The 19,945-nt window shown below is 67.7% G+C and carries 16 protein-coding genes and 2 pseudogenes; 9 read left to right on the forward strand and 9 right to left on the reverse strand.

Going from position 1 to position 19,945, the window contains the following annotated elements:
- Positions 1 to 18: 18 nt before the first annotated feature.
- Positions 19 to 398: pseudogene (locus BM314_RS22980) on the reverse strand (LysR family transcriptional regulator); the annotation flags it as partial.
- Between the two features lie 122 nt (positions 399 to 520).
- Positions 521 to 808 carry a hypothetical protein gene (locus tag BM314_RS22985; protein WP_020093581.1) on the reverse strand — a complete coding sequence of 96 codons (288 nt, stop codon included), beginning with the start codon at positions 806 to 808 and terminating at the stop codon, positions 521 to 523.
- Between the two features lie 464 nt (positions 809 to 1,272).
- Between BM314_RS22985 and BM314_RS22990 the strand changes: the two genes are divergently transcribed.
- Positions 1,273 to 1,503, forward strand: coding sequence for a hypothetical protein (locus BM314_RS22990; RefSeq protein WP_091980440.1), 231 nt, complete (start codon positions 1,273 to 1,275; stop codon positions 1,501 to 1,503).
- 11 nt (positions 1,504 to 1,514) lie between these two features.
- On the opposite strand, the gene BM314_RS30730 is transcribed toward BM314_RS22990, so the two are convergent.
- The 5 genes and pseudogenes from BM314_RS30730 to BM314_RS23015 all read right to left on the reverse strand — a co-directional run bounded on the left by BM314_RS30730 (position 1,515) and on the right by BM314_RS23015 (position 5,058).
- Positions 1,515 to 1,655: a hypothetical protein gene (locus tag BM314_RS30730; RefSeq protein ID WP_012319948.1), complete on the reverse strand. Its 141-nt coding sequence runs from the start codon at positions 1,653 to 1,655 to the stop codon at positions 1,515 to 1,517.
- Positions 1,655 to 1,900: a membrane-bound lytic murein transglycosylase EmtA gene (locus tag BM314_RS22995; protein WP_091980442.1), complete on the reverse strand. Its 246-nt coding sequence runs from the start codon at positions 1,898 to 1,900 to the stop codon at positions 1,655 to 1,657. Before BM314_RS22995 ends, BM314_RS30730 begins: the two co-directional genes overlap by 1 nt.
- A gap of 292 nt (positions 1,901 to 2,192) precedes the next feature.
- Positions 2,193 to 3,410, reverse strand: coding sequence for a flagellin N-terminal helical domain-containing protein (locus BM314_RS23000; RefSeq protein WP_091980445.1), 1,218 nt, complete (start codon positions 3,408 to 3,410; stop codon positions 2,193 to 2,195).
- Between the two features lie 200 nt (positions 3,411 to 3,610).
- A pseudogene (locus BM314_RS23005) lies at positions 3,611 to 4,063 on the reverse strand (transposase); the annotation flags it as partial.
- Between the two features lie 686 nt (positions 4,064 to 4,749).
- Entirely contained in the window at positions 4,750 to 5,058 is a 309-nt protein-coding gene (locus BM314_RS23015; protein WP_091924196.1) for a hypothetical protein, read from the reverse strand.
- A gap of 170 nt (positions 5,059 to 5,228) precedes the next feature.
- On the opposite strand from BM314_RS23015, the gene BM314_RS23020 reads away from it, so the two are divergent.
- The 8 genes from BM314_RS23020 (at position 5,229) to BM314_RS23055 (ending at position 16,292) form a co-directional block, all read left to right on the forward strand.
- Positions 5,229 to 5,837, forward strand: a complete 609-nt coding sequence (locus BM314_RS23020; RefSeq protein ID WP_091924199.1) for a PAS domain-containing protein — start codon at positions 5,229 to 5,231, stop codon at positions 5,835 to 5,837.
- Positions 5,838 to 6,676: 839 nt separating this feature from the next.
- The gene (locus BM314_RS23025) at positions 6,677 to 7,573 is read left to right on the forward strand and encodes a LysR substrate-binding domain-containing protein (protein ID WP_091980450.1); all 897 of its coding nucleotides are present in this window, start codon (positions 6,677 to 6,679) and stop codon (positions 7,571 to 7,573) included.
- A gap of 219 nt (positions 7,574 to 7,792) precedes the next feature.
- Entirely contained in the window at positions 7,793 to 8,542 is a 750-nt protein-coding gene (locus BM314_RS23030; RefSeq protein WP_091980453.1) for an SDR family NAD(P)-dependent oxidoreductase, read from the forward strand.
- Positions 8,543 to 8,555: 13 nt separating this feature from the next.
- A complete protein-coding gene (locus BM314_RS23035) occupies positions 8,556 to 9,407 on the forward strand; it encodes a transketolase (RefSeq protein ID WP_056522141.1) in 852 nt (283 codons plus the stop codon).
- Positions 9,404 to 10,426: a transketolase family protein gene (locus tag BM314_RS23040; RefSeq protein WP_091678179.1), complete on the forward strand. Its 1,023-nt coding sequence runs from the start codon at positions 9,404 to 9,406 to the stop codon at positions 10,424 to 10,426. The genes BM314_RS23035 and BM314_RS23040 overlap by 4 nt, the downstream gene beginning before the upstream one ends.
- Positions 10,427 to 10,729: 303 nt before the next feature.
- On the forward strand, positions 10,730 to 11,746 hold the full coding sequence (locus BM314_RS23045) for a TRAP transporter substrate-binding protein (RefSeq protein ID WP_091980455.1): 1,017 nt from the start codon (positions 10,730 to 10,732) through the stop codon (positions 11,744 to 11,746).
- Positions 11,747 to 11,758: 12 nt separating this feature from the next.
- Positions 11,759 to 13,660, forward strand: coding sequence for a TRAP transporter large permease (locus tag BM314_RS23050; protein ID WP_091980458.1), 1,902 nt, complete (start codon positions 11,759 to 11,761; stop codon positions 13,658 to 13,660).
- Between the two features lie 757 nt (positions 13,661 to 14,417).
- A complete protein-coding gene (locus tag BM314_RS23055) occupies positions 14,418 to 16,292 on the forward strand; it encodes a Hint domain-containing protein (RefSeq protein ID WP_091980460.1) in 1,875 nt (624 codons plus the stop codon).
- Between the two features lie 27 nt (positions 16,293 to 16,319).
- Here BM314_RS23055 and BM314_RS23060 read toward each other — a convergent pair whose 3' ends face one another.
- Together BM314_RS23060 and BM314_RS23065 are read right to left on the reverse strand one after the other, a co-directional pair.
- Entirely contained in the window at positions 16,320 to 18,008 is a 1,689-nt protein-coding gene (locus tag BM314_RS23060) for a putative bifunctional diguanylate cyclase/phosphodiesterase (protein WP_091980463.1), read from the reverse strand.
- Entirely contained in the window at positions 18,005 to 19,843 is a 1,839-nt protein-coding gene (locus BM314_RS23065; RefSeq protein ID WP_091980466.1) for an ATP-binding protein, read from the reverse strand. The genes BM314_RS23060 and BM314_RS23065 overlap by 4 nt, the downstream gene beginning before the upstream one ends.
- Positions 19,844 to 19,945 lie beyond the last annotated feature (102 nt).

The following is a 19,945-nucleotide window of genomic DNA, read 5'->3' on the forward strand; positions in this document are numbered from 1 at the left end:
CGCGCGAATCCGCGCCAGCAGGTCGGCCGGCTTGCGGATGCGGGCCGCCCGAGCGGGTCGCGGAGCGGCGTGACAGTTTCCTGACCCAGCGGCATCCGCACCAAATTTTCGCTGCGGGGCGGTCCTGAGACGATGTCGGCGACGAACGCCTCGGTGATGAGGCGGGCAGGGTTCATGCCGGCGGCGAGCCGCAACCCGAAATCCGGATGGGCGCTCAGGAATCGCGCCAGCCGCAGCGCCACGAGGTCGAAGACGCGGTTCGACTCGGCGGAGGCGCGCCCGACATGGTCGCACAACGCCTCTCCGGCAGGGGTCCGCGGGATGCCCTGACCCACCTGCTCGAACAGAAGGACGCCCAGCGTCGCTTCCGTCCTGCGCGATGCCCGACTGACCGCGCTCGGGGGAGAGGTTGGACGGCGGAGAGGGGTACGGACGGCCTCATCCGGAACAGGAAAGGCCGCGACCGGTGCCGCTGGGATCGGGCCCGGGCCGGCGATACGCCGGTCGCGGCGCGCCGGGATCAGGCCGACCGGTGGCCGCGGACCCGGACCGGCGCGGCGACCGGGACGATCTTGCCCTGCTGGGCAACCTCGCAGAGGACCGCCACCATCGCGTCGGCCTGCGTCTCGAGGTCGGGCGGCCCGACATCGTCGCGCGTGTTGCGCCAGGCGATGAAGATGCAGGCCAGGATGGCCGACGCGCTGGCTGCCAGGGGTGCGATGATCAGCGCGGCGAGGGCGCTCACCGGCGCCAGGATCGTGGCTGTCGCGAGACCGCTGACGATGGCTGCGGCTATCAAGACGATCATCGGAGCCTCGCCCGATCTGCGTGGCCGGATCCCGTGCCCGTCCACCGTCCTAGGATCACGTCACAAAGGTTTATGCTTCGTTAACGGGAAGCTTCCATCCGCTAATTCCGTGGCAGCTGTCCCGCCGATTGCTTGACGATCGCCCGTTCAGCGCCCGCGAGGACAGGTCGGGGCGCGGATTCGTGCCCCTGGCCCCGGTCTGCCGGGTCGCGCAACACGACGAGCTGCGCCGTGGCCGGCCCGATCGCGGACGCCGGCACGCCGGTGGCGCCGGACTGTGCGGAGACTGTTCACGCCTTCGTGAGGTTACGCGCTGCAATCCGCTCGCGCAGCGTGTCGACCACATGCCCAGAAGTGTTCAAACTGATACGATCGGATCAGGCCTAGTACAGGGCGATCCCTTGCTGCTCAGGGTTGGGCAATGATAGCCCTTGCGCGCCCGGCGTGTAGGAATTCTGTCTCCAATGGCCATCGATGTTCGAGCTGTCGCGCGCCTGCGCGAAATCGCAGCCGTCATTGGCTGTCCGGTCGAGGCCTTCTACGGACCGGATGGCGAGGCCGTCGACCTCGGCATGACGCACGAACTCTTTCACCTCTGGCACGCGATACAGGATCCGAATGCGCGTCAGCGCGTCCTGAACAGCGCGCGGCGTGAGGCTCTCGGCGACGCGGTCCCCGGGACGGTCGCCGAATAGCCGCCGCGCCGTCAGCGCCCCTGTGCGATCCAGCCCAGGACCGTCGCGCAGCGCTCGGCCTGCTCGCGGGTCAATCCCGACGCGACGGCGGCGCCGTTGCGGTAGACCACGAAGGTCCCGTCGTCGGTCGCGCGGATCTTGACGGACGCCATCACTCGGCTCCCGACGTGAGAGCCCGGAGCTGGGAGAGTCCTGCCGCGGTTATCTGCCAGACCGCCACCGGACCACCCGGATCCTCGAGCGGGTCGATCCGCCGGAGATGGCCGGTGCTCTCGAGCGCCGTCAGTCGGCTGTGGTCGCCGGGCCAGGACGCGTCCGCCCTCTGATGGATCGTGATCTGGTAATCCCGTGCCTCCGCTGCCTTGTTGAGGAGACGGCGCTGGTGGTTCACTCGCATCGGCACTCCGGCTCAGCTCGGGTCGGTACGCAGAAACTACGGACAGGCTGGCCGATACGGTTAAGCTTGGCAACCCCGCGGTCGCAACGGGCTCTGGATCGTCCTGTTCAGAATGCGTGCGATGCGAGGGCCGCCTTCCCGCGTGGATTCTCCTCGGCGCTCCGTCGAGCCGGGGCGGTTGCCGGCGCGACGTCGGCTTCGGATGTCGGGCTCCACGATCGCGGGCGCGGACATAGAGAGAGGCCGGCCGGGTTGCCCCGGCCGGCCTCTGGCGCTTCGCGGTGCGTATCGCTTACCGCAGGAGCTGGAGGACGCCCTGCTGGGCGGAGTTGGCAAGCGACAGGGCCGAGATGCCCATCGACTGGCGGGTCGACAGCGCCTGCGAGTTGGCCGCCTCCTGGTTCAGGTCGGCGTTGGTCAGGTTGGCCGAGCCCGTCTGCAGCACGTTGATCAGCTGCTTGGAGAAGTCCTGGCGGTTCTGAACCACCGACAGGTTCGAGCCCAGGGAGCTCGCCGCGGAGGTCAGCGAGTTGCCGGCGCTGGTCAGGGTCGCCAGGGTCTTGTTGACGTCCGCGTTCAGCAGGAAGTTGCCGAGGCCGTTCTGGCTCGACGAACTGTTCGAGCTGGTGATCGACGACAGGCCCAGACCGCTCGACGTCGCGTCGACCGAGGCGACGTTCAGGGTCGAGCTGCCGGTGTCGTTGAACTTGATGTTCAGGTCATTGCCCTTGCCGGCAATGAGGTTGACACCGTTGTAGCTGGCGTCGCCGGCGAGCTGCGTGATCTGGTTGAGCAGGTTGTTGTACTGATTGGCCAGCGAGGCGCGCTGCGTCACGCCCGAGATCGACAGGTCGCTGGACACCACGGTGCTGGCGGCGGTGCCGTAGGTCGAGGCGGTGGTGGCCGAGGCGGTGAAGCCGAGCGCCGTCTGGCTGCCCGAGTTCTGGAATTCCACGTCCGCCTGAGCGTTCAGGACGATCTTGGTGCCGGTGCTGTCGACCGAGAAGATCGCGCCGGCGCCGAAGGCGCCGCTCGACGAGGTCGAGGCCGAGCTGACCGCGGCGTTGAGGGCCGCCACCGTCGCGCTGACGCTCGAGGAGGCGGCGACCGTGGCCGAGACCGAGCTGCCGTTGATGGTCAGGAGCACCGTCGAGGAGGCGGTGCTGGCGCTGTAGGCGTTGGCGGCTGTGCCGGTGGTGGAGAGCTGGGTCGAGAGCGCCTGGCTGGCGATCGACTTGGCCTGGCCCACCAGCTTCTGGATCGAGGTGATGCCCTGGTTGGCGGCCTGGATCGACTGGATGCCGTTGGAGATGCCGTCGAGGAGCGAGTTCAGGCTCGAGGAGCGTCCGTCGAGGGCCTGGGAGGTGAAGAAGTTGGTCGGGTTGTCGAGGGCGGAGTTGACGGTCTTGCCGGTCGCGAGCCGGTTCTGGGTGGTCGACATCAGCTGGGCGGTGTCCTGCAGCGAGAGCAGGTTCTGGCGCGTCGCGGCCGACAGGGTGATCGAAGACATGGATCGCTATCTTTCTGACTCAACGCGCCGCTTTTTCGGCGGCCTCATGGACAACGGCGCTCGAAATTGATCAAGCTCGACTCGGAAACAATGCAGAAATTAAATTACCGAAGTGAACAGAAATATAACGACGCGCGTTGCCGGCGACTATACTTTTCATGGAACTGAGACACGTCGAGTCGCCCAAGGGTTGATTCTGAAGTGACGTGCCGCGTCAGGAGAGGGCCGAGGGTTTCCACCGCCATGCGCAGCATCGAGCCCTTCTCGCACTTGGCCCCATTGTAGCCCGCTCGTTCGCCGCTCTCGGGCGAGGAGCGCGAGGTCCTGCCGTCGAGCATGGTTGCGGTCGGCTCCGGCGCCCGACCCGCGGCGAGGTGCAGCACCGCGCGCGGATCCTCGGCCCGTTGCTCGAAGCAGCCACCTGATAGTCCGCGCTGCGCCTGCCGATACACGGCAAACCAGGGCGGCAGGTCGTGCGGCCTCAGCCGCCACGGGCAGCCGCTCCTGACGACGTGGCGCAGCGCGCTGAACACCTCCCGCAACGCATGCTCGCGCTGACCGGCATCCTCGCGCAGCAGCGTCAGTTCGGGCGCGACCGGCGCCCGCTCCTCATCGGAAACGTCGGACGGATACGGCTCGCGGGCAGGGCTCATCCCCACCCATCCGAGCATCAGCCTCAATCAGGACCCTAACAGCCTCGGAGCGCATCTGAAGAGCAGAGCAGAATGCACAATAGCCCCGCGCGGCGGTGTCGGCGGGGCAGAAGATGATGCTCTGGAAGAGCCGGAGCGGGTGTCGCATACCGCGGACCATATTGCCAAACCTGATGTGTTGGGTCCAGCAGTTGCCGGCGCCAGCGGCTGAGCTATTCTCATTCTTATGCGCACAGTCTTCGCTGTACTCAGTCTCGTCGCTGTCGGACCGGCCGCTGCTGCGGACGTCTACCTGTTCGACCTGCTGCGCCGACCCGGCGACAAGCGCGCCTACAACGCGATGCTGAGGAGTGGTCCTTCAGTGCCGAAGTGGGTGACGGCCTAGAGCCGCACGTCGAACGGACCGTCCCAACCTTCCAGAGAAGTAAAAGCGGACGGCGAAACCTACCTGCTCGCTGACGTGTGCAAGGTCCACGACTGCCTCGACCATAAACTTCAGGTGATATTCGCGCCGGGCGGGCGGCGCGCGTGGGGCCGGCTGTATGAGAACGGCCGCACCAGCTGGATAGGCAGCCCATCGCCGGCGCTCGGGAAGGCGGCCGATCGGATCGGATTCTGAGGCGGTCGCATATTCCACGTCGCCACGCCCCGATCGGCTCACCGGGCGGAGGGCCGGCTGTTCAGCCTCAGGCGCGCTCGGCCGTCTTCTGAACCAGCTCCAGGAGCCTGCGTCGATCCTCAGGATCACGGACCAGGTTGAAAGCGGCCAGCAACTCCGCGCACTCAGCGTCGCTGGCGACCGGGGCCACCGGAATGGCCGCGGCGGAAGCTCCCGCATCGACGGCGTTCGGTGGCCTGTAGAACGCAGAGGGCGGCACCTGCACCGCTTCCGCGATACGACTCAGGAGCCGTTCCGTCCTCTGTTGCCGAAGCGTCGGGACCCCGCAGTCCTCCTCATGGTGAAGGGCGCTGGGGGGCGGCGTCTTGCTGCTCATAGGCCTCCGTCTCGGCGTCCCGCACGCGCCGTGTACACTGTTATACCGTTTCAAATTCTATTTGAATGCGTGTGAAGCGCAACGGTTGTGCTAGCGCAAAGCTTGCCCTTTGTGGTTGTGTCGTGCGACAGGTCACATGGGTGTGAGCGAACAGCGAGAGCAGGTACGGCGTGCCGAAGCCCCGATCCCTTGGCGGTCAGACGTGTCCGAAGGCATTTCAGTCGGCGCTCGATGAACTCGACGTCATCGGCCAGTGGGAGTGGGACGCGGCGACGGACTGCGCGCGCTCGGACGCCTTCGTGGCGCTTCTCTTCGATGTCGACCCGCAGCAGGCGGAGGCGGGCGTTCCACTGACCCAATACGTCGAAGCCATACACCCCGAGGATCGGGTGCGGGTTCTCGATCTGATCCGGCGCAGCGCCAGCGAAGGTAGCACCTTCCTGACCGAGTACAGGGTCATCTCAGTCGACCACCAGACCCGCTGGGTTCTGGCGCGAGGCCGCTTCACCGCTGATCATCAAGGGCGACCGGTCGGCGGTGGCGGCATCCTCGTGGACATCACCTCACTGCGGATGAGCGAGGGCACTTTCGCGGAGGGCACGCGCCGCCCCGATGAAACCGCGCTCGACCGGGCCGCCGATCACGCCATCGCCGCACAGGAGGCGATTGTGGAGTTGCGAGATCCGGCTCTGAAAGCGCTGGCCGACGCGCTCTTGATATCGCTGGGCCGGAAGCTTGCGCAGCAAGAGGTGCAGGACCGGCGCCGGAAGATGAACTGATCGAGGGCGCTCTTGCCCCCTCACGACGCGGAAGCGCGCCCGACGTCACCAGCGTGTGAGCCGCGACGCGAGGCCGCTCATCGGCAAGATGGCCGGCGGCTACCACGCCATCTCCACTGACGGGTGAGCCGACGATCGATAGACTCGCGGCCGATGTACCGAATCTCGCCTGCAAGCCTCTGCCGGCTCCGCACGCTCGCTCAGACCGACGCCGCTTCTATCAGGTGAGCGGTTACCTGCGTGGCCTGTAGGTGGTCGGCTTGGTCGTCGCCACCGGGTCGACTAATCTTGAGAACGTCGAGTACAGCGTCACCGATACCAGTCGAGCCGAGTTCGAGGGGCGGCCCGGTCTATCCTCGTCCAGCTTGTACGGCCTCATGGATTTTCGCGCGACCGGTCCCCGGATCCGAAGCGCGTCCAGAAGGGTGGGCTTGCGAGGAACGCGACGACCGTGTCGAGCTGCCGGAGCCGGTCCTGATTGTCCGCTCAGGATCGCAATCGGATGTCGCGCTTTCGTCTCGAAGCGGATGTGCTGCCTTCCGGTTCGATCCTGCTGATTGGACCGATGCGCGCTGGTTCCCCGCGGACAGAAGGGGAAGCGGTCCGATAGGTGTTGCTTCGACCAAACACTGGCGCATCATCTCATGCGGGAGGTGCCCCTATGGAATGCCTAGACCCTCAATCCAGAAGGCGACCGGTCATAAGGCGAGTAGGGCATCGTGACGCGTTATTCATTGTCCCGGATGCAGTCAGCGCAATAAGATCAAGCATCGTGAGGAAACTGCTCGCAAATAGGCGATGTGATACTCTCATAAAATGGAGGACTTCAAGATAGCGTCATGGCTTCGGATCTTCCTTTGTCTGCGTTCCGCATCTTCGAGGCAGCGGCGCGACGTCGCTCTTTCAAGGAGGCTGCCGGCGAGCTGAACCTCTCGGCCAGCGCTGTCAGCCACGCCATGAGCAAGCTCGAGGAGTCGCTCGGCGTGCCTCTCTTCGAGCGCGTCGGGCAGGGTATCGCGCCAACGACAGCGGGAGAGGCGCTCCTCGATCACGTCAGCCGGGCTTTCGCCGAGCTGCACCGCGGGCTCGACATGATCTCGACCCGCGGCTCGCAATTGCTGCGCCTGCATTGCGCCCCGAGCTTTGCCGCACAGTGGCTGACGCCCCGGCTGTCGGGTTTTCTGCGCGACCATCCTGGGATGGAGGTGCGACTGGCCGCAGGCATGGACTACGCGCGCTTCACCAACGACGAGTTCGATGCCGATATCGTCTACGGCCCCCCGCGCGGCGAGGGCTTGCTGCGCATGCCTCTCGGCGTTGAAACGGTGACACCGCTCTGCGACCCGTCGCGAGCAGAGCAGATCAAGAAGCCGTCCGATCTGTTCCGGCATCCCTTGATCCAGAGCGACACGAAGCTGGTGCGCTGGCCGCACTGGTTCGACAAGAACGGCCTCTCGGCGCCGGCATCCGCAGCCCTGCGCTTCGACCGCAGCTTCCTGGCATTGACCGGAGCGGCCGATGGCCTCGGCGTCGCCCTGGAGTCGACACGTCTCGCGGAACGGGAAATGACGATCGGACGCCTCGTGGCGCCGCTTGCAGGTCGGTCAGTGGATATCCACTACACCGGTCACCATCTCGTCTTTCCGCCATCATCGCGACGGCGCGAACCTCTGAGGATCTTCGCGCGCTGGCTCGCTAAAGAACTGTCTGTATCGCCGAGCTCTGAGCTGGAATAGCGTTTAATGAATTTCATTCATGTTTGAATGCAATCTTCGCGTTTGTTCATTGCCTCTCGGGCAGCCATAAGGGCGTCAACGATAGGACGCGAGGAAACGGCTCAGACGCTGACGCCCGTCAGAGCGCGGCCCAAGAGGGTGAGCTGGCTTCATGCTACGCTTTCTCCGCCTCCCATCGCAGAAGAAGCCGGGTTCGGCCGGTTTGCAGGGAGGGTCTACATGCTTCTCGAGAACAAGGTCTGCGTGATCACCGGGGCGGCCTCCGCCCGCGGCATCGGCAAGGCCACCGCCCGGCTCTTCGCGAAGCAGGGCGCCCGCGTCGTCATCCTCGACCTCGACGCCGGCCAGGCCGAGGCGGCCGCCCGCGACCTCGGTGACGGCCATCTCGGCCTCGCCTGCAACGTCACCGACCGGGGCGCATGCCAAGCTGCCGCTGATGAGACGATCGCCCGCCTCGGCTCGATCGACGTGCTGATCAACAACGCCGGCATCACCCAGCCGCTCAAGCTGATGGATGTGGGACCGGAGAACTACGACGCGGTCACCGACGTCAACCTGCGCGGCACGCTCTACATGAGCCAGGCCGTGGTCCCGCAGATGCGGAAGCAGAAATCCGGCTCGATCATCTGCATGTCGTCGGTCTCGGCCCAGCGCGGCGGCGGCATCTTCGGCGGTCCGCACTATTCCGCGGCGAAGGCCGGCGTCCTCGGCCTGCAGAAGGCCATGGCCCGCGAGCTGGGCGCTGACAGCATCCGGGTCAATTCCGTCACCCCCGGTCTGATCCAGACCGACATCACCGGCGACAAGCTCACCCCCGAGCTGAAGGTCGAGATCGCCAAGGGCATCCCACTCGGTCGCCTCGGCGTCGCCGACGACATCGCCAATGCCTGCCTGTTCCTGGCCTCCGACCTGTCCGCGTACATCACCGGCGCGGTGATCGACGTGAACGGCGGCATGCTGATCCACTGAGAGGGAGGACCTCATGTCAACCGAACGGCCCCACGAGGGTTCGAACATCTCGCTGGCCGACCGGGCCTACAATATCCGCCGCCACGCCCTGCTGATGGGCGAGGTCCAGGGACAGGGCTACATCGCCCAGGCGCTCGGCATCTCCGATGTGCTGGCGGTGAGCTACTTCCACGCGATGACCTACCGTCCGGAGGATCCGGAATGGGAGGGCCGCGACCGCTTCTGCCTCTCCATCGGCCACTACGCCATCGCCCTCTACGCGGCGCTGATCGAGGCCGGGATCATCCCGGAGGACGAGCTGACGAGCTACGGCGGCGACGACAGCCGCCTGCCGATGTCCGGCATGGCCGCCTACACGCCCGGCATGGAGATCACCGGCGGGTCGCTCGGCCACGGGCTCGGGATCGCGGTCGGCATGGCGCTGGGCCTGAAGCGGAAGAACGCGAAGAGCTTCGTCTACAACCTGTTCTCCGACGGCGAGCTCGACGAGGGCTCGACCTGGGAGGCCGCCATGTCGGCCGGGTCGTTCAAGCTCGACAACCTGATCGGCATCGTCGACGTGAACGGCATGCAGGCGGACGGCCCCTCGCACGGGGTTCTCAACTTCGAGCCGCTGGCGCCGAAGTTCGAGGCGTTCAACTGGTTCGTTCAGCGGGTCGACGGCAACGACCTCGACGCGCTCGTGAAGGCCTTCGATGCCGCCCGGCACCATCCGGGTCCCGAACCCCGGGTGATCATCTGCGACACGAAGATGGCCAAGGGCGTGCCGTTCCTCGAGGAGCGCGAGCGCAACCACTTCCTGCGGGTCGAGCCGGCCGAGTGGACGCAGGCGCTGGAGATCCTGGACGAGGGGAGGGTGCAGTGAGACGCTCGAAATATGAGAGGCCCGCGCCGCGCGTCGGTGGCGGCGCCAAGACCTCGGCGATGATCGCCTCGCTGGCCGCCCCGGGGCAGCGCACGAAGCCCGCCCCGTTCGGCCACGCCCTCGTCGAGCTCGCCAAGACCCGGCCCGACATCGTCGGCCTCTCGGCGGATCTGGCCAAGTACACGGACCTGCACATCTTCGCGCAGGCCCACCCGGACCGGTTCTACCAGATGGGGATGGCCGAGCAGCTCCTGATGAGCGCGGCCGCCGGCCTCGCCCGCGAGGGGTTCGTCTCGGTTGCCACCACCTACGCGGTGTTCGCGGCGCGGCGCGCCTACGACTTCATCTGCCTCGCGATCGCGGAGGAGAACCTCAACGTCAAGATCGCCTGCGCGCTGCCCGGCCTGACCACCGGCTACGGGCCCAGCCATCAGGCGACCGAGGATGTCGCGATCTTCCGCGGCATGCCGAACATGACGATCCTCGACCCGTGCGACGCGCACGAGATCGAGCAGATGGTCCCTGCGATGGTCGCCCACCAGGGCCCGGTCTACCTGCGGCTGCTGCGCGGCAACGTCCCGCTGGTGCTCGACGAGTACGGCTACCGGTTCGAGTGGGGCAAGGCCAAGACGATCCGCGATGGCCGCGACGTGCTGGTGATCTCGTCGGGCCTGATGACGATGCGCGCCCTGGAGGTGGCCGAGGCCCTGCGCGAGGATCGGGTCGACGTGGCGGTGCTGCACGTGCCGACGATCAAGCCGCTCGACGCGGCGACGATCCTGGCCGAGGCCCGTCGCGGTGGGCGCCTCGTGGTCGTTGCCGAGAACCACTCGGTGGTCGGCGGCCTCGGCGAGGCGGTGGCGGGATTGTTGATGCGCGACGGTACCCTGCCGGAGCGCGGCTTCCGTCAAGTCGGCCTGCCGGACGAGTTCCTCGACGCCGGAGCGCTGCCGACCCTTCACGACCGCTACGGCATCTCGACCGAGGCGATGGCTCGAAGCATCCGCGGTTGGCTGTAGGCGCAGCCGTCGCTCGCGACAACAAGCGACTGATCGCACCCATAACTGAGCTGAATTGAGATGATCGCGGATCTCCGCGTCCGCGATCATGCTGTGCCGTAGAAAGATTTCTCTATTCATTCGGTCGCATCGCGCGCTCCGAGCGATGATGCGCGTCTGAAAACAATTAACGACTTCAATAATCGATCAAGACAATAAAAACGCTCAGCAAAAGGGCGACCTGCGCGCATGGGCAGAGGCCGACGATCTCAAAGACCGTAGCAGGCGGGATCGCGCCACCGAGCATCATCAGGGAGTGACATCGTGAGCACATTCGACATAAGCCGTCGGACACTTCTTGCCGGCGCCGCGGCTGTCCCGATCTTCGGCATCATCACGCGCCGGGGCGAGGCCGCCGAATTCGGCTACAAGCTCGCCACCGGGCAGGACCCGACCCATCCGGTCAACGTCCGGGCGCAGGAAGCGTGCGACCGGATCCGCGAGGCGACGAGCGGGCGCGTCGACATCAAGGTGTTCCCGGCCAATCAACTCGGCTCGGACACCGACCTGCTGTCGCAGGTGCGGAACGGCTCGGTCGAGTTCTTCAACCTCTCACACTCGATCCTGTCGACCTTCGTGCCGGCGTCCAGCCTGCCCAACACCGGCTTCGCCTTCAAGGATTACGATGCCGTCTGGAAGGCCATGGACGGGGCGCTCGGCGACTATGTCCGCGCCGAGATCGCCAAGACGCCGATCACGACCATCTGCAAGAGCTGGGACAACGGCTTCCGTCAGATCACCTCCTCGACCCGTGAGATCAGGACGCCCGAGGATCTGAAGGGCTTCAAGATCCGCGTGCCCCAAGCACCGATGTTGACCTCGCTCTTCAAGGCCCTCGACGCCGGGGCCGCGCCCATCAATTTCAACGAGCTGTACTCGGCGCTCCAAACCAAGGTCGTGGAGGGCGAAGAGAACCCGCTGCCGATCATCGCCACGACGCGCCTCTACGAGGTGCAGAAGTCCTGCAGCCTGACCGGCCACGTCTGGGACGGCTACTGGATTCTCGGAAACAAGCGCGCTTGGCAGAAGCTGCCCGAGGACCTGCGCGCGATCGTGACCAGGGAGTTCGACCGCTCGGGTCAGGATCAGCGTGCGGACGTGGCCAGGCTCAGCGACTCTCTGCGCACGACCCTGTCAGAGAAGGGGATCAGGTTCATCGATGTCGACCGCGAGCCTTTCCGTGCCGCTCTCGCCAAGACGAGTTTCTACAAGGACTGGAAGGCGAAGTTCGGTGAAGTCGGCTGGAGCCACCTCGAAGCCGTATCCGGCAAGCTCGGTTGAGGGTGGGGTGTCATGCACGCCGATATCGCTGCCGCCGCCTCTGTCGAGGCAACGCCCAGTCACGGCCTGCACGGGCCCCCGCTGAGCGGTCACCCATGGCTCGGGACCGCCGATCGGTTCCTCGGTCATCTCGTCGAGATCCCGGCCGCCCTGCTGGTGCTGGCCGAGATCGGGGTGCTGCTCGCCGGCGTCGTGAGCCGCTACGTCTTCCATGAGCCGCTCGTCTGGTCGGACGAACTCGCCGGCATCCTGTTCCTGTGGCTCGCCATGCTGGGCGCCGTGGTCGCCTTCCGCCGCGCCGAGCACATGCGCATGACGGCGATCGTCGCCATGACCGGACCCCGCACCCGCGCCTTTCTGGAAACAGTCGCGCTGGTGGCCGGCCTGATCTTCGTGAGCCTCGTCCTGCACCCGGCCTACGAGTTCGCGGCCGAGGAGATCTACGTCCAGACGCCGGCCCTCGATCTCAACAATGCGTGGCGCGCCGCTGCCTTGCCGATCGGCCTCGGCCTGATGCTGCTGGTCGCCGTCATCCGCCTCTTCGAAACGGCCGATTGGCGGATGACGGCCGGCGCACTGGGGCTCGGCATTGCGGTCGCGGGTGGGCTCGCCGCCCTCCAGCCTTGGCTGGCGGGGCTGGGCAACCTCAACCTGTTGCTGTTCTTCGTCGTCGGCGTCGGCGCGCTGGTCTTCTCCGGCGTGCCGATCGCCTTCGCGTTCGGCCTGTCGACCTTCGCCTACATCACGCTGACCACCAACGCCCCCTCCATGGTGGTGGTCGGCCGCATGGACGAGGGCATGAGCCACCTCATCCTCCTCGCCGTGCCGCTGTTCGTGTTCCTCGGCCTGCTGATCGAGATGACCGGCATGGCGAAAGCCATGGTCGGCTTCCTGGCCTCGCTGCTCGGCCACGTCCGCGGCGGCCTGCACTACGTGCTGGTCGGGGCCATGTACCTCGTCTCGGGCATCTCCGGCTCCAAGGCCGCCGACATGGCCGCCGTCGCCCCCGTGCTGTTCCCCGAGATGAAGGCCCGCGGCGCCAAGGAGGGCGACCTCGTGGCCCTGCTCGCCACCACGGGCGCGCAGACCGAGACGATCCCGCCCTCGATCGTGCTGATCACCATCGGCTCGGTCACCGGCGTGTCGATCACCGCGCTGTTCACCGGCGGCCTGGTGCCGGGCCTCGTCCTCGCCGCGACGCTCTGCGCGCTGGTCTGGTGGCGCTACCGCCGCGAGGACCTGAGCCACGTCGCCCGGCCGTCCGGCCGGGTCATCGGCCGTGCCTTCCTGGTGGCGATCCCGGCGCTGGCGCTGCCGTTCGTGATCCGCTTCGCCGTGGTCGAGGGCATCGCCACCGCCACCGAGGTCTCGACCATCGGCATCGTCTACGCGGCGCTGGCGGGCTTGCTGGTCTACCGCCAGTTCGAGTGGCGGCGGCTCTACCCGATGCTGGTGACCACCGCCGCGCTGTCCGGCGCGATCCTGCTGATCATCGGCGCGGCCACCGGGATGGCCTGGGCGCTCACGCAGTCGGGCTTCTCGGAGACGCTCGCCGTCGTGATGAAGGGCCTTCCGGGCGGCGCGCTCGGGTTCCTGTTCGTCTCGGCCTTCGCCTTCATCATCCTGGGCTCGGTGCTGGAGGGCATACCGGCGATCGTGCTGTTCGGGCCGCTGCTGTTCCCGATCGCGCGGGCGGTGGGCGTGCACGAGGTCCACTACGCCATGGTGGTGATCCTCGCGATGGGCATCGGCCTGTTCGCCCCGCCCTTCGGCGTCGGCTATTACGCGGCCTGCGCCATCAGCCGGATCAACCCCGACGCCGGCATGCGCCCGATCGTCGGCTACATCCTCGCCCTGCTGGTCGGGCTGCTCGCCATCATCCTCGTCCCCTGGTTCTCGATCGGGTTCCTCTGAGGCGATGCAACGCGATCCGGGGCGCGACTGCATTCACTGGGATGCAGCCGCTTCCTCGTCGGGGGACTGTCCGATCAGCGCATCCTGTGAGGTGCCGCCGACCCGCGAGGCCGCACGGCCCGACCGAAGAGGGCAGTGAGCGCGGCCTGTCGCTCATCGGTCGCCCAGGACAAGGCCACGTGCTGGATCGGATCGACGCTTGCCCCCGCGATCGCGTGCGACTGCGCGGGCTCCTTCCAATGCACGCGCGTTCTGGCCCGGAAGATCGGAGCCGAAATGGCTTGCGGGCCGGCATCGATCGCCTGCCTGAACAGCCTCTACGGCGACAGCAGGGGCGGACCCGAGGCTCATCGCGCGGCGACGTCCGAGCATCCGGTCGAGCATCACCCAGCGTTCCGATCCGCTGGCCGCGATGACGCGGTAGAGGCCCCCGCCGTCACCGGGCCTCCAGCCCGTCACGGCCGTTCCGCGCGGCGCCTCGATTGATCGTCAGCCAGTTCGGCCGCAGCCGCGCGGCGGCGTGACTGATTTGCGCCACGTGGCCGATACGGTTAGTCAGCCTTAACCGTGTCGTCTTTCCCTGCTCGATGGCGCGACGCGACCGGCGGGCGTTCAGGCGATGGCCTGTCGCCGCCGATGCTCACTTCGTCCGCGCGAGACGCAGGACATTATTAACTATTCGCGGATTGCTTGTAGGCAATCTTGATTTGACAGCGCGCCACGTCCGGCGAACCAGAACGGTGATGAGACGGCGTCGATGCTTGATCTGACGGGCTATCGCCTGACCTACGACGACGAGTTCAACGCGCGCAGCATCTCGCAGAACGGCGTCGGGACGACCTACCGCGATATTCGCGCCGAGTGGCGGTACGACGCCAACTCCGACATCGGCTTCGGCCGGTCCTCGTTCTTCGATTCCGGGTCCGGTTACGATCCCTTCAGCGTCCAGAACGGTGTCCTGACGATCACGGCGGCGCCGCCCGGGACGAGCGCGTCCGGCTATCCGGGCAGCTGGCAGTCCGGCCTCATCAGCACGCAGGGCAACTTTTCGCAGACTTACGGCTACTTCGAGATCCGCGCGGATTTCTCCAACAATCCCGATGCCTGGGACGCCTTCTGGCTGCTGCCGAATCAGCAGAGCCCGCAGTCGAGCAGCGCCAACGGGCACCAGGAACTCGACGTCGTCGAGCATTACGGAAACAACGACCGCGGCGTCTACAGCACGATCCACACGACCGACCCGCAGCCGCCCGGAACGACCTGGCAGCAGACCCGCCAAGTCTACAGCGAGATGCCCAATCCCAACGGGTATCACACCTACGGCATGAACTGGCAGGCCGATCGCATCAGCTTCTACGTGGACGGTCAGCTCGTCGGTTCGCAGGCGACGCCGTCCGACCTGCACAGCCCCATGTATCTGCTGGCCAACCTGGCCGTGCAGAGCACGGCGACGACGGGCACCCGCTTCAGCTCGAGCATCGACTATATCCGCGTCTACTCGAACAACCCCAACGCGGTCGCGGTGCCGCAGGACCGCGTGTCGTCGCCGGATGGCCGGGATCCGGGTTTGTACGGGGCGACGGCCGGTCTCCGGTCGGGCGCCGGCGCGGCCGGAGCGCAGCCGGGCGCGACCGGGTCGAACTCCGGTTCGACGGCGCCTGCATCGGGCGCCAACGGGGCGAATGGATCTTCTCAATCGTCCTCCGGCACGGCTCAAGGGACCGCGGCGCCGGGAAACGCCCCGTGCTACTGCACCGGCACGTCCATCAGGACCGACCGCGGCGACGTCGCTGTCGAGCGGCTCGCGGTGGGCGACAGGGTCGTCACGGCCGCGGGCCTGCATCGGCCGATCCGGTGGATCGGTCGCCGCACCTATCCCGGATCGTCGGCCCCGCCGACCGAGCGGCCTGTGCGCATCCGGGCCGGCGCGCTCGACGACGGCGTCCCCGCCCGCGACCTGCTCGTCTCGCCGGACCACGCCGTCTGGCTGGACGGGCTGTTCGTCGCCGCCGGCCACCTCGTCAACGGAACCAGCATCACCCGCGGTGAGCGCGTGATCGATCTCACCTACTGGCATGTCGAACTCGACAGCCACGACCTGTTGCTGGCGGAGGGCGCGCCGGCCGAGAGCTTCCTGCCCGCTCCCGGCCTCCGGCGGCTCTTCGACGGCCGCGATCCGGACGACAGCGCGATCGGTCCGCAGGCCTACGCGCCGCGCGCCGCGCTCGGTCCCCAGCTGGCCGCCCTGCGCAGGCGGCTGATCCGTCGGGCCGGCGCGACGTCGCGTCCGGGCGCCGTGCGGGCGTGGCTGGATCGCTGCGCGCTGCGCGCGGACGGCGCGCTGCGCGTGGCCGGCTGGGCCCACGACGCCGCGCAGCCCGACGCCCCCGTATGCCTGGACATCGTGGTCGACGGGACGATCGTGGCGGTGACGGTGGCGGCGGAGTACCGCGCCGACATCGCGGCGGCGGGCGTGGGCGACGGCCGGCACGGATTCGACCTCGGCGTCGAGGCGCCCCTCGCTCCCGGTGTGCCGCACGTGGTCGAGGTGCGCCGCTCGATCGACGAGGCGGTCATCTGCGCCATGGCCGCGGACGCGGCGGGCGTGTGGCGGCCCCTGCTGGCCGCCTGACGCGCCACCGCGGCTGCGCGGCGGACGTCAGGCGCGCCGCATCAGGCTGGACGCGCGCAGGTCCGACGCGCGCAGGTCCGACGCGCGGCCGCGCGCGGCCGGACCGCGCGCCCCGGACATGCGCGGCGGCTCGGCCTGCCGGATCTGGTCGAGCAGCAGCGGGCGCGCGAAGTAGTAGCCCTGGGCGCAGCGGATCTGCGTGGCGCCGAGCAGGTAGGCGACCTCTTCGAAGGTCTCGACGCCTTCGGCCACCACCGTCATGCCGAGCGCCGCACCGAGCGACTCGATCGCCTTCAGGACGATCTGGCTGCGTGGCCGCTTGTCGATGTCGGTGATGAACGAGCGATCGATCTTCAACTCGTCCGCGGTGATGTCCGCCAGGGCCGCGAGGGACGAGTAGCCGACGCCGAAATCGTCGATCGAGACGCGCGCGCCGATCGCCCGGATCTTTGGCAGGACCTCGCGCTGGAAGCGGCCCGTCGTGAAGAAGGCCTCTTCGGTCAGTTCGAGCACGAAGCGCTCCGCGAGGCCGGTCTCGCCGAGCGCCGCGCAGAAGGCCGTCATGAACGGCACGTCGCAGGCCTGTTTGGCGGCGATGTTGAGGCTCACGGTGACGTCGGGTCCGAAAACCTCGTCGATGTCGGGCATCGCCCGCACCGTCTCGGCCAGGAGCTGCAGGGTGATCTCGTTGATCAGCCCGAGCTCGATGGCGAGGGCGATGAAGTCGCCCGGCGCCTGGATCATGCCGACCTCGTCGCGCCAGCGCAGGAGCACCTCGACGCCCGTGACCGCGTGGGAGCGCATGTCGACCTTGGGCTGGAAGGCGCAGCAGAAGCAGCGGTCGCGGATCGCCAGCCGGAGGCGCTGCTCCACGGCCATGCGGGCCGTCGCGGCCTGGCTCATCGCGTCGTCGAAGACGCTGACGCCGCCTTTCAGCTCGCCCTTCACCCGGTACATCGCGTTGTCGGCCTGTCGGGCGAGGGTCTCGTAGCTGTCGCCGTGCTCCGGGAAGAGGCTGACGCCGATGGAGGCGGAGGCGAAGATCTCGTGCCCGTCGATGAAGAACGGCTGCTTCAGGCGCTCCGAGATGGCGCGCACGGCGGCCAGCGCCGCGTCCCCGTCGGTGACGGGAGCGAGGAGCAGCACGAACTCGTCGCCGCCGATCCGCGCCAGGAGGTCGCTCGGGCGCAGCGCGCCGCCGATCCGGTCGGACACCTTGCGCAGCAGGGCATCGCCCGCGGCGTGGCTATAGTAGTCGTTGATGTGCTTGAAGTTGTCGAGATCGATGAAGGCCAGGGCGAACCGGTCCCCCGGCGCGGACCCCGCCAGGACATCCGCGATGCTCTGCTCGAACATCGTCCGGTTTGGCAGGCCAGTCAGGGCGTCGATGAAGGCCTTGGTGATCAGCTCCCGCTGGATCCGGTGATGGTGCGTGACGTCGATCAGGGTCGTCAGCGTGAAACCGTCCCGGTCCTCGGCGACCGGCCGCGTCCGCACCTCGAGCATCCGGTCGTCGACTGCCTCGACGGTCCCGGCGTCCCGGGCGCCGGCCGCCGCGGCGGGAAGCGCCTGGACGGCCCTGTCCCCGAGGGCGCGCGCGGCGGCGTTGGCGAGGACGCAGTGACCCTGGGTGTCATGGACCACGACCCCGACAGGGAGCGCCTGGAGGGTGGCCTCGAGCAGGGTTCGACGCTCCGGGAAAGCGGGCTCGCTCATGCCCCGCCCTGCTGCCACAGGGGCTTGGCAGGCTGGGGTCCCGTTTGGGCACCGGTCTGAGCTTGGTCGCCCCCCTCCAGGGGGCGGCGGAGGAGACGGCGATGCACCTGCTCGAGGGCGGCGCCGTGCGGGCTGTCCGAGCCCGCCTCGCGCCCGAGGCGCGCCGCCGCGGCCGGATCGCCGTCGTACCCGGCGACCTTGTTCATGGTGGCGCCGCGCCAGCGCTCGACGACGGCGCCGACGAAGGCCGCGCCGGCGACGGTCGCGTCGTCCTCGGCGGCCCTGCCGCTCGCGTCGTTGCGCGGGTGACGGGCCGACGGCAGCGGCCGGAAGGTCATCCGCGCCGGGATCGGGACGCCCTCGCCGAAGGCGATGACCTCGCCGGTCCCCAGCGACGGCACGAAGGTGAGGAGGTTGGCGGCGTCCGAAACGGCCGCGGCCAGGAAGGCCTGGTCGCGCGCGTTCGTCATGCGCATGGCGAACAGGGTGCTGCATTGCGACATGATCGTCGCGTCGAGCTCGGCCGGGCGCTGGGTGACCAGCCCGAGATGGACGCCGTGCTTGCGGCCCTCTCGGGCGATCCGCGCCAGGGCGCGCCGCGTCGGCGTGAAGCCCACCGACCGGTCGGCCGAGGCGAAGCGGTGGGCCTCCTCGCAGACGAACAGCAGCGGGACGGCGCCCTCGCTCCAGATGCCGAACTCGAAGGCGAGGCGGCACAGCACGCACACGACGGCGTCGACGACCTCCATCGGAAGACCGGCGAGCTGCATGATCGTCATCGGCCGCCCGTCGGGATCGAGTCGGAACAGGTGCGCCAGAATCTCGCCCATCATGTCGCCGCCGACATTGGCGTTGTCGAACATGAAACCGTGCCGGGGATCGTTCCGGATCGCCTCGATCCGGGTGATCAGCCGGTGATAGTGCATCCGGGAGACGCGGTTCTCGAGCCGACCCATCCGCTCGTCGATGAGCGCGAGCAGATCCTGCAGCATGTAGGGGACTGGCGTGTCGACCGTGTAGCCGGCGCCCTTGCCGAAGGGCCGCTTCACGATCTGGCGGTCGCTCGCCTCCTTGTACTGCCCGTACTTGCTCTTCGCGAGGGGGATCACCTCGGCCAGGATCTCGATTTCCTCGTCCACGGCCGGCCTGCCGCCGTAGATGACGTCGGCGATCTCCTCGAGGTTGAACAGCCAGAACGGCAGCTTGAGGGTCCGCGGGCTGATGACGCTCGCGCGGTCGCCGAAGCTGGCGGCGTACTCGTTGTGCACGTCCAGCAGGAAGACGCGCACGGACGGTCGCGCCCGCATCACCTCGTCGAGGATGACGGTGACGCCGCTTGACTTCCCGACACCGGTCGCGCCGAGCACCGCGAAGTGCTTGGAGAGCAGGTCGTCGATCTTGATGCAGGCCGGGGTCTCGGGATCCTGGTAGAGCGCGCCCACGGCCGCCGTGCCGGTCGCCGAGACCTGATGGACGATCCGGAGATCGGTGGCGGACAGGAGTTCCACATCGTCGCCGATCGCCGGGTAGCAGCTCACGCCGCGGCTGAAGCGGTGCGCGCCGTGCGCCGCGTGAATCTCGCCGAGCAGGTCGAGGCTCGCGTAGGCGCCCGGCCGGTGCCCGCGCTCGCTGCCCGAGGACAGCGTGGTGACGATGCCGACGAGGATCGCCTCTCCGGCACGGATCCGGACCAGATTGCCGACGGTGACGCGCACCCTGGGCCGGCCGCCCTGCACGATGAGTTCGAGATGGACCTTGGATCCCTCGATCGACGTCACCGCGCCCATGGGCGACGCGGCATCGTCGTGCCGGACCGTTCCGTCGCCGCTCAGCATCGTTCGCACCCTGGTCAGAAACAGAATCGGCGCGATACTGGTCGGGCGTGATTAAAGTTCTGACAAAGAAATATGGCCAGCGAAACAATGCTTAACCGATGC

It is taken from the genome of Methylobacterium sp. 13MFTsu3.1M2 (assembly GCF_900112625.1).
Lineage (GTDB): Bacteria > Pseudomonadota > Alphaproteobacteria > Rhizobiales > Beijerinckiaceae > Methylobacterium.

Coding starts and splice junctions, on each gene's coding strand:
- BM314_RS23050 (WP_091980458.1), top strand. CDS start 11,759: ATGCACGCCGATATCGCTGCCGCCGCCTCTGTCGAGGCAACGCCCAGT.
- BM314_RS23030 (WP_091980453.1), top strand. CDS start 7,793: ATGCTTCTCGAGAACAAGGTCTGCGTGATCACCGGGGCGGCCTCCGCC.
- BM314_RS30730 (WP_012319948.1), bottom strand. CDS start 1,655: ATGGCGTCCGTCAAGATCCGCGCGACCGACGACGGGACCTTCGTGGTC.
- BM314_RS22990 (WP_091980440.1), top strand. CDS start 1,273: ATGGCCATCGATGTTCGAGCTGTCGCGCGCCTGCGCGAAATCGCAGCC.
- BM314_RS23035 (WP_056522141.1), top strand. CDS start 8,556: ATGTCAACCGAACGGCCCCACGAGGGTTCGAACATCTCGCTGGCCGAC.
- BM314_RS23060 (WP_091980463.1), bottom strand. CDS start 18,008: ATGAGCGAGCCCGCTTTCCCGGAGCGTCGAACCCTGCTCGAGGCCACC.
- BM314_RS23015 (WP_091924196.1), bottom strand. CDS start 5,058: ATGAGCAGCAAGACGCCGCCCCCCAGCGCCCTTCACCATGAGGAGGAC.
- BM314_RS23000 (WP_091980445.1), bottom strand. CDS start 3,410: ATGTCTTCGATCACCCTGTCGGCCGCGACGCGCCAGAACCTGCTCTCG.
- BM314_RS23025 (WP_091980450.1), top strand. CDS start 6,677: ATGGCTTCGGATCTTCCTTTGTCTGCGTTCCGCATCTTCGAGGCAGCG.
- BM314_RS22985 (WP_020093581.1), bottom strand. CDS start 808: ATGATCGTCTTGATAGCCGCAGCCATCGTCAGCGGTCTCGCGACAGCC.
- BM314_RS23065 (WP_091980466.1), bottom strand. CDS start 19,843: ATGCTGAGCGGCGACGGAACGGTCCGGCACGACGATGCCGCGTCGCCC.
- BM314_RS23055 (WP_091980460.1), top strand. CDS start 14,418: ATGCTTGATCTGACGGGCTATCGCCTGACCTACGACGACGAGTTCAAC.
- BM314_RS22995 (WP_091980442.1), bottom strand. CDS start 1,900: ATGCGAGTGAACCACCAGCGCCGTCTCCTCAACAAGGCAGCGGAGGCA.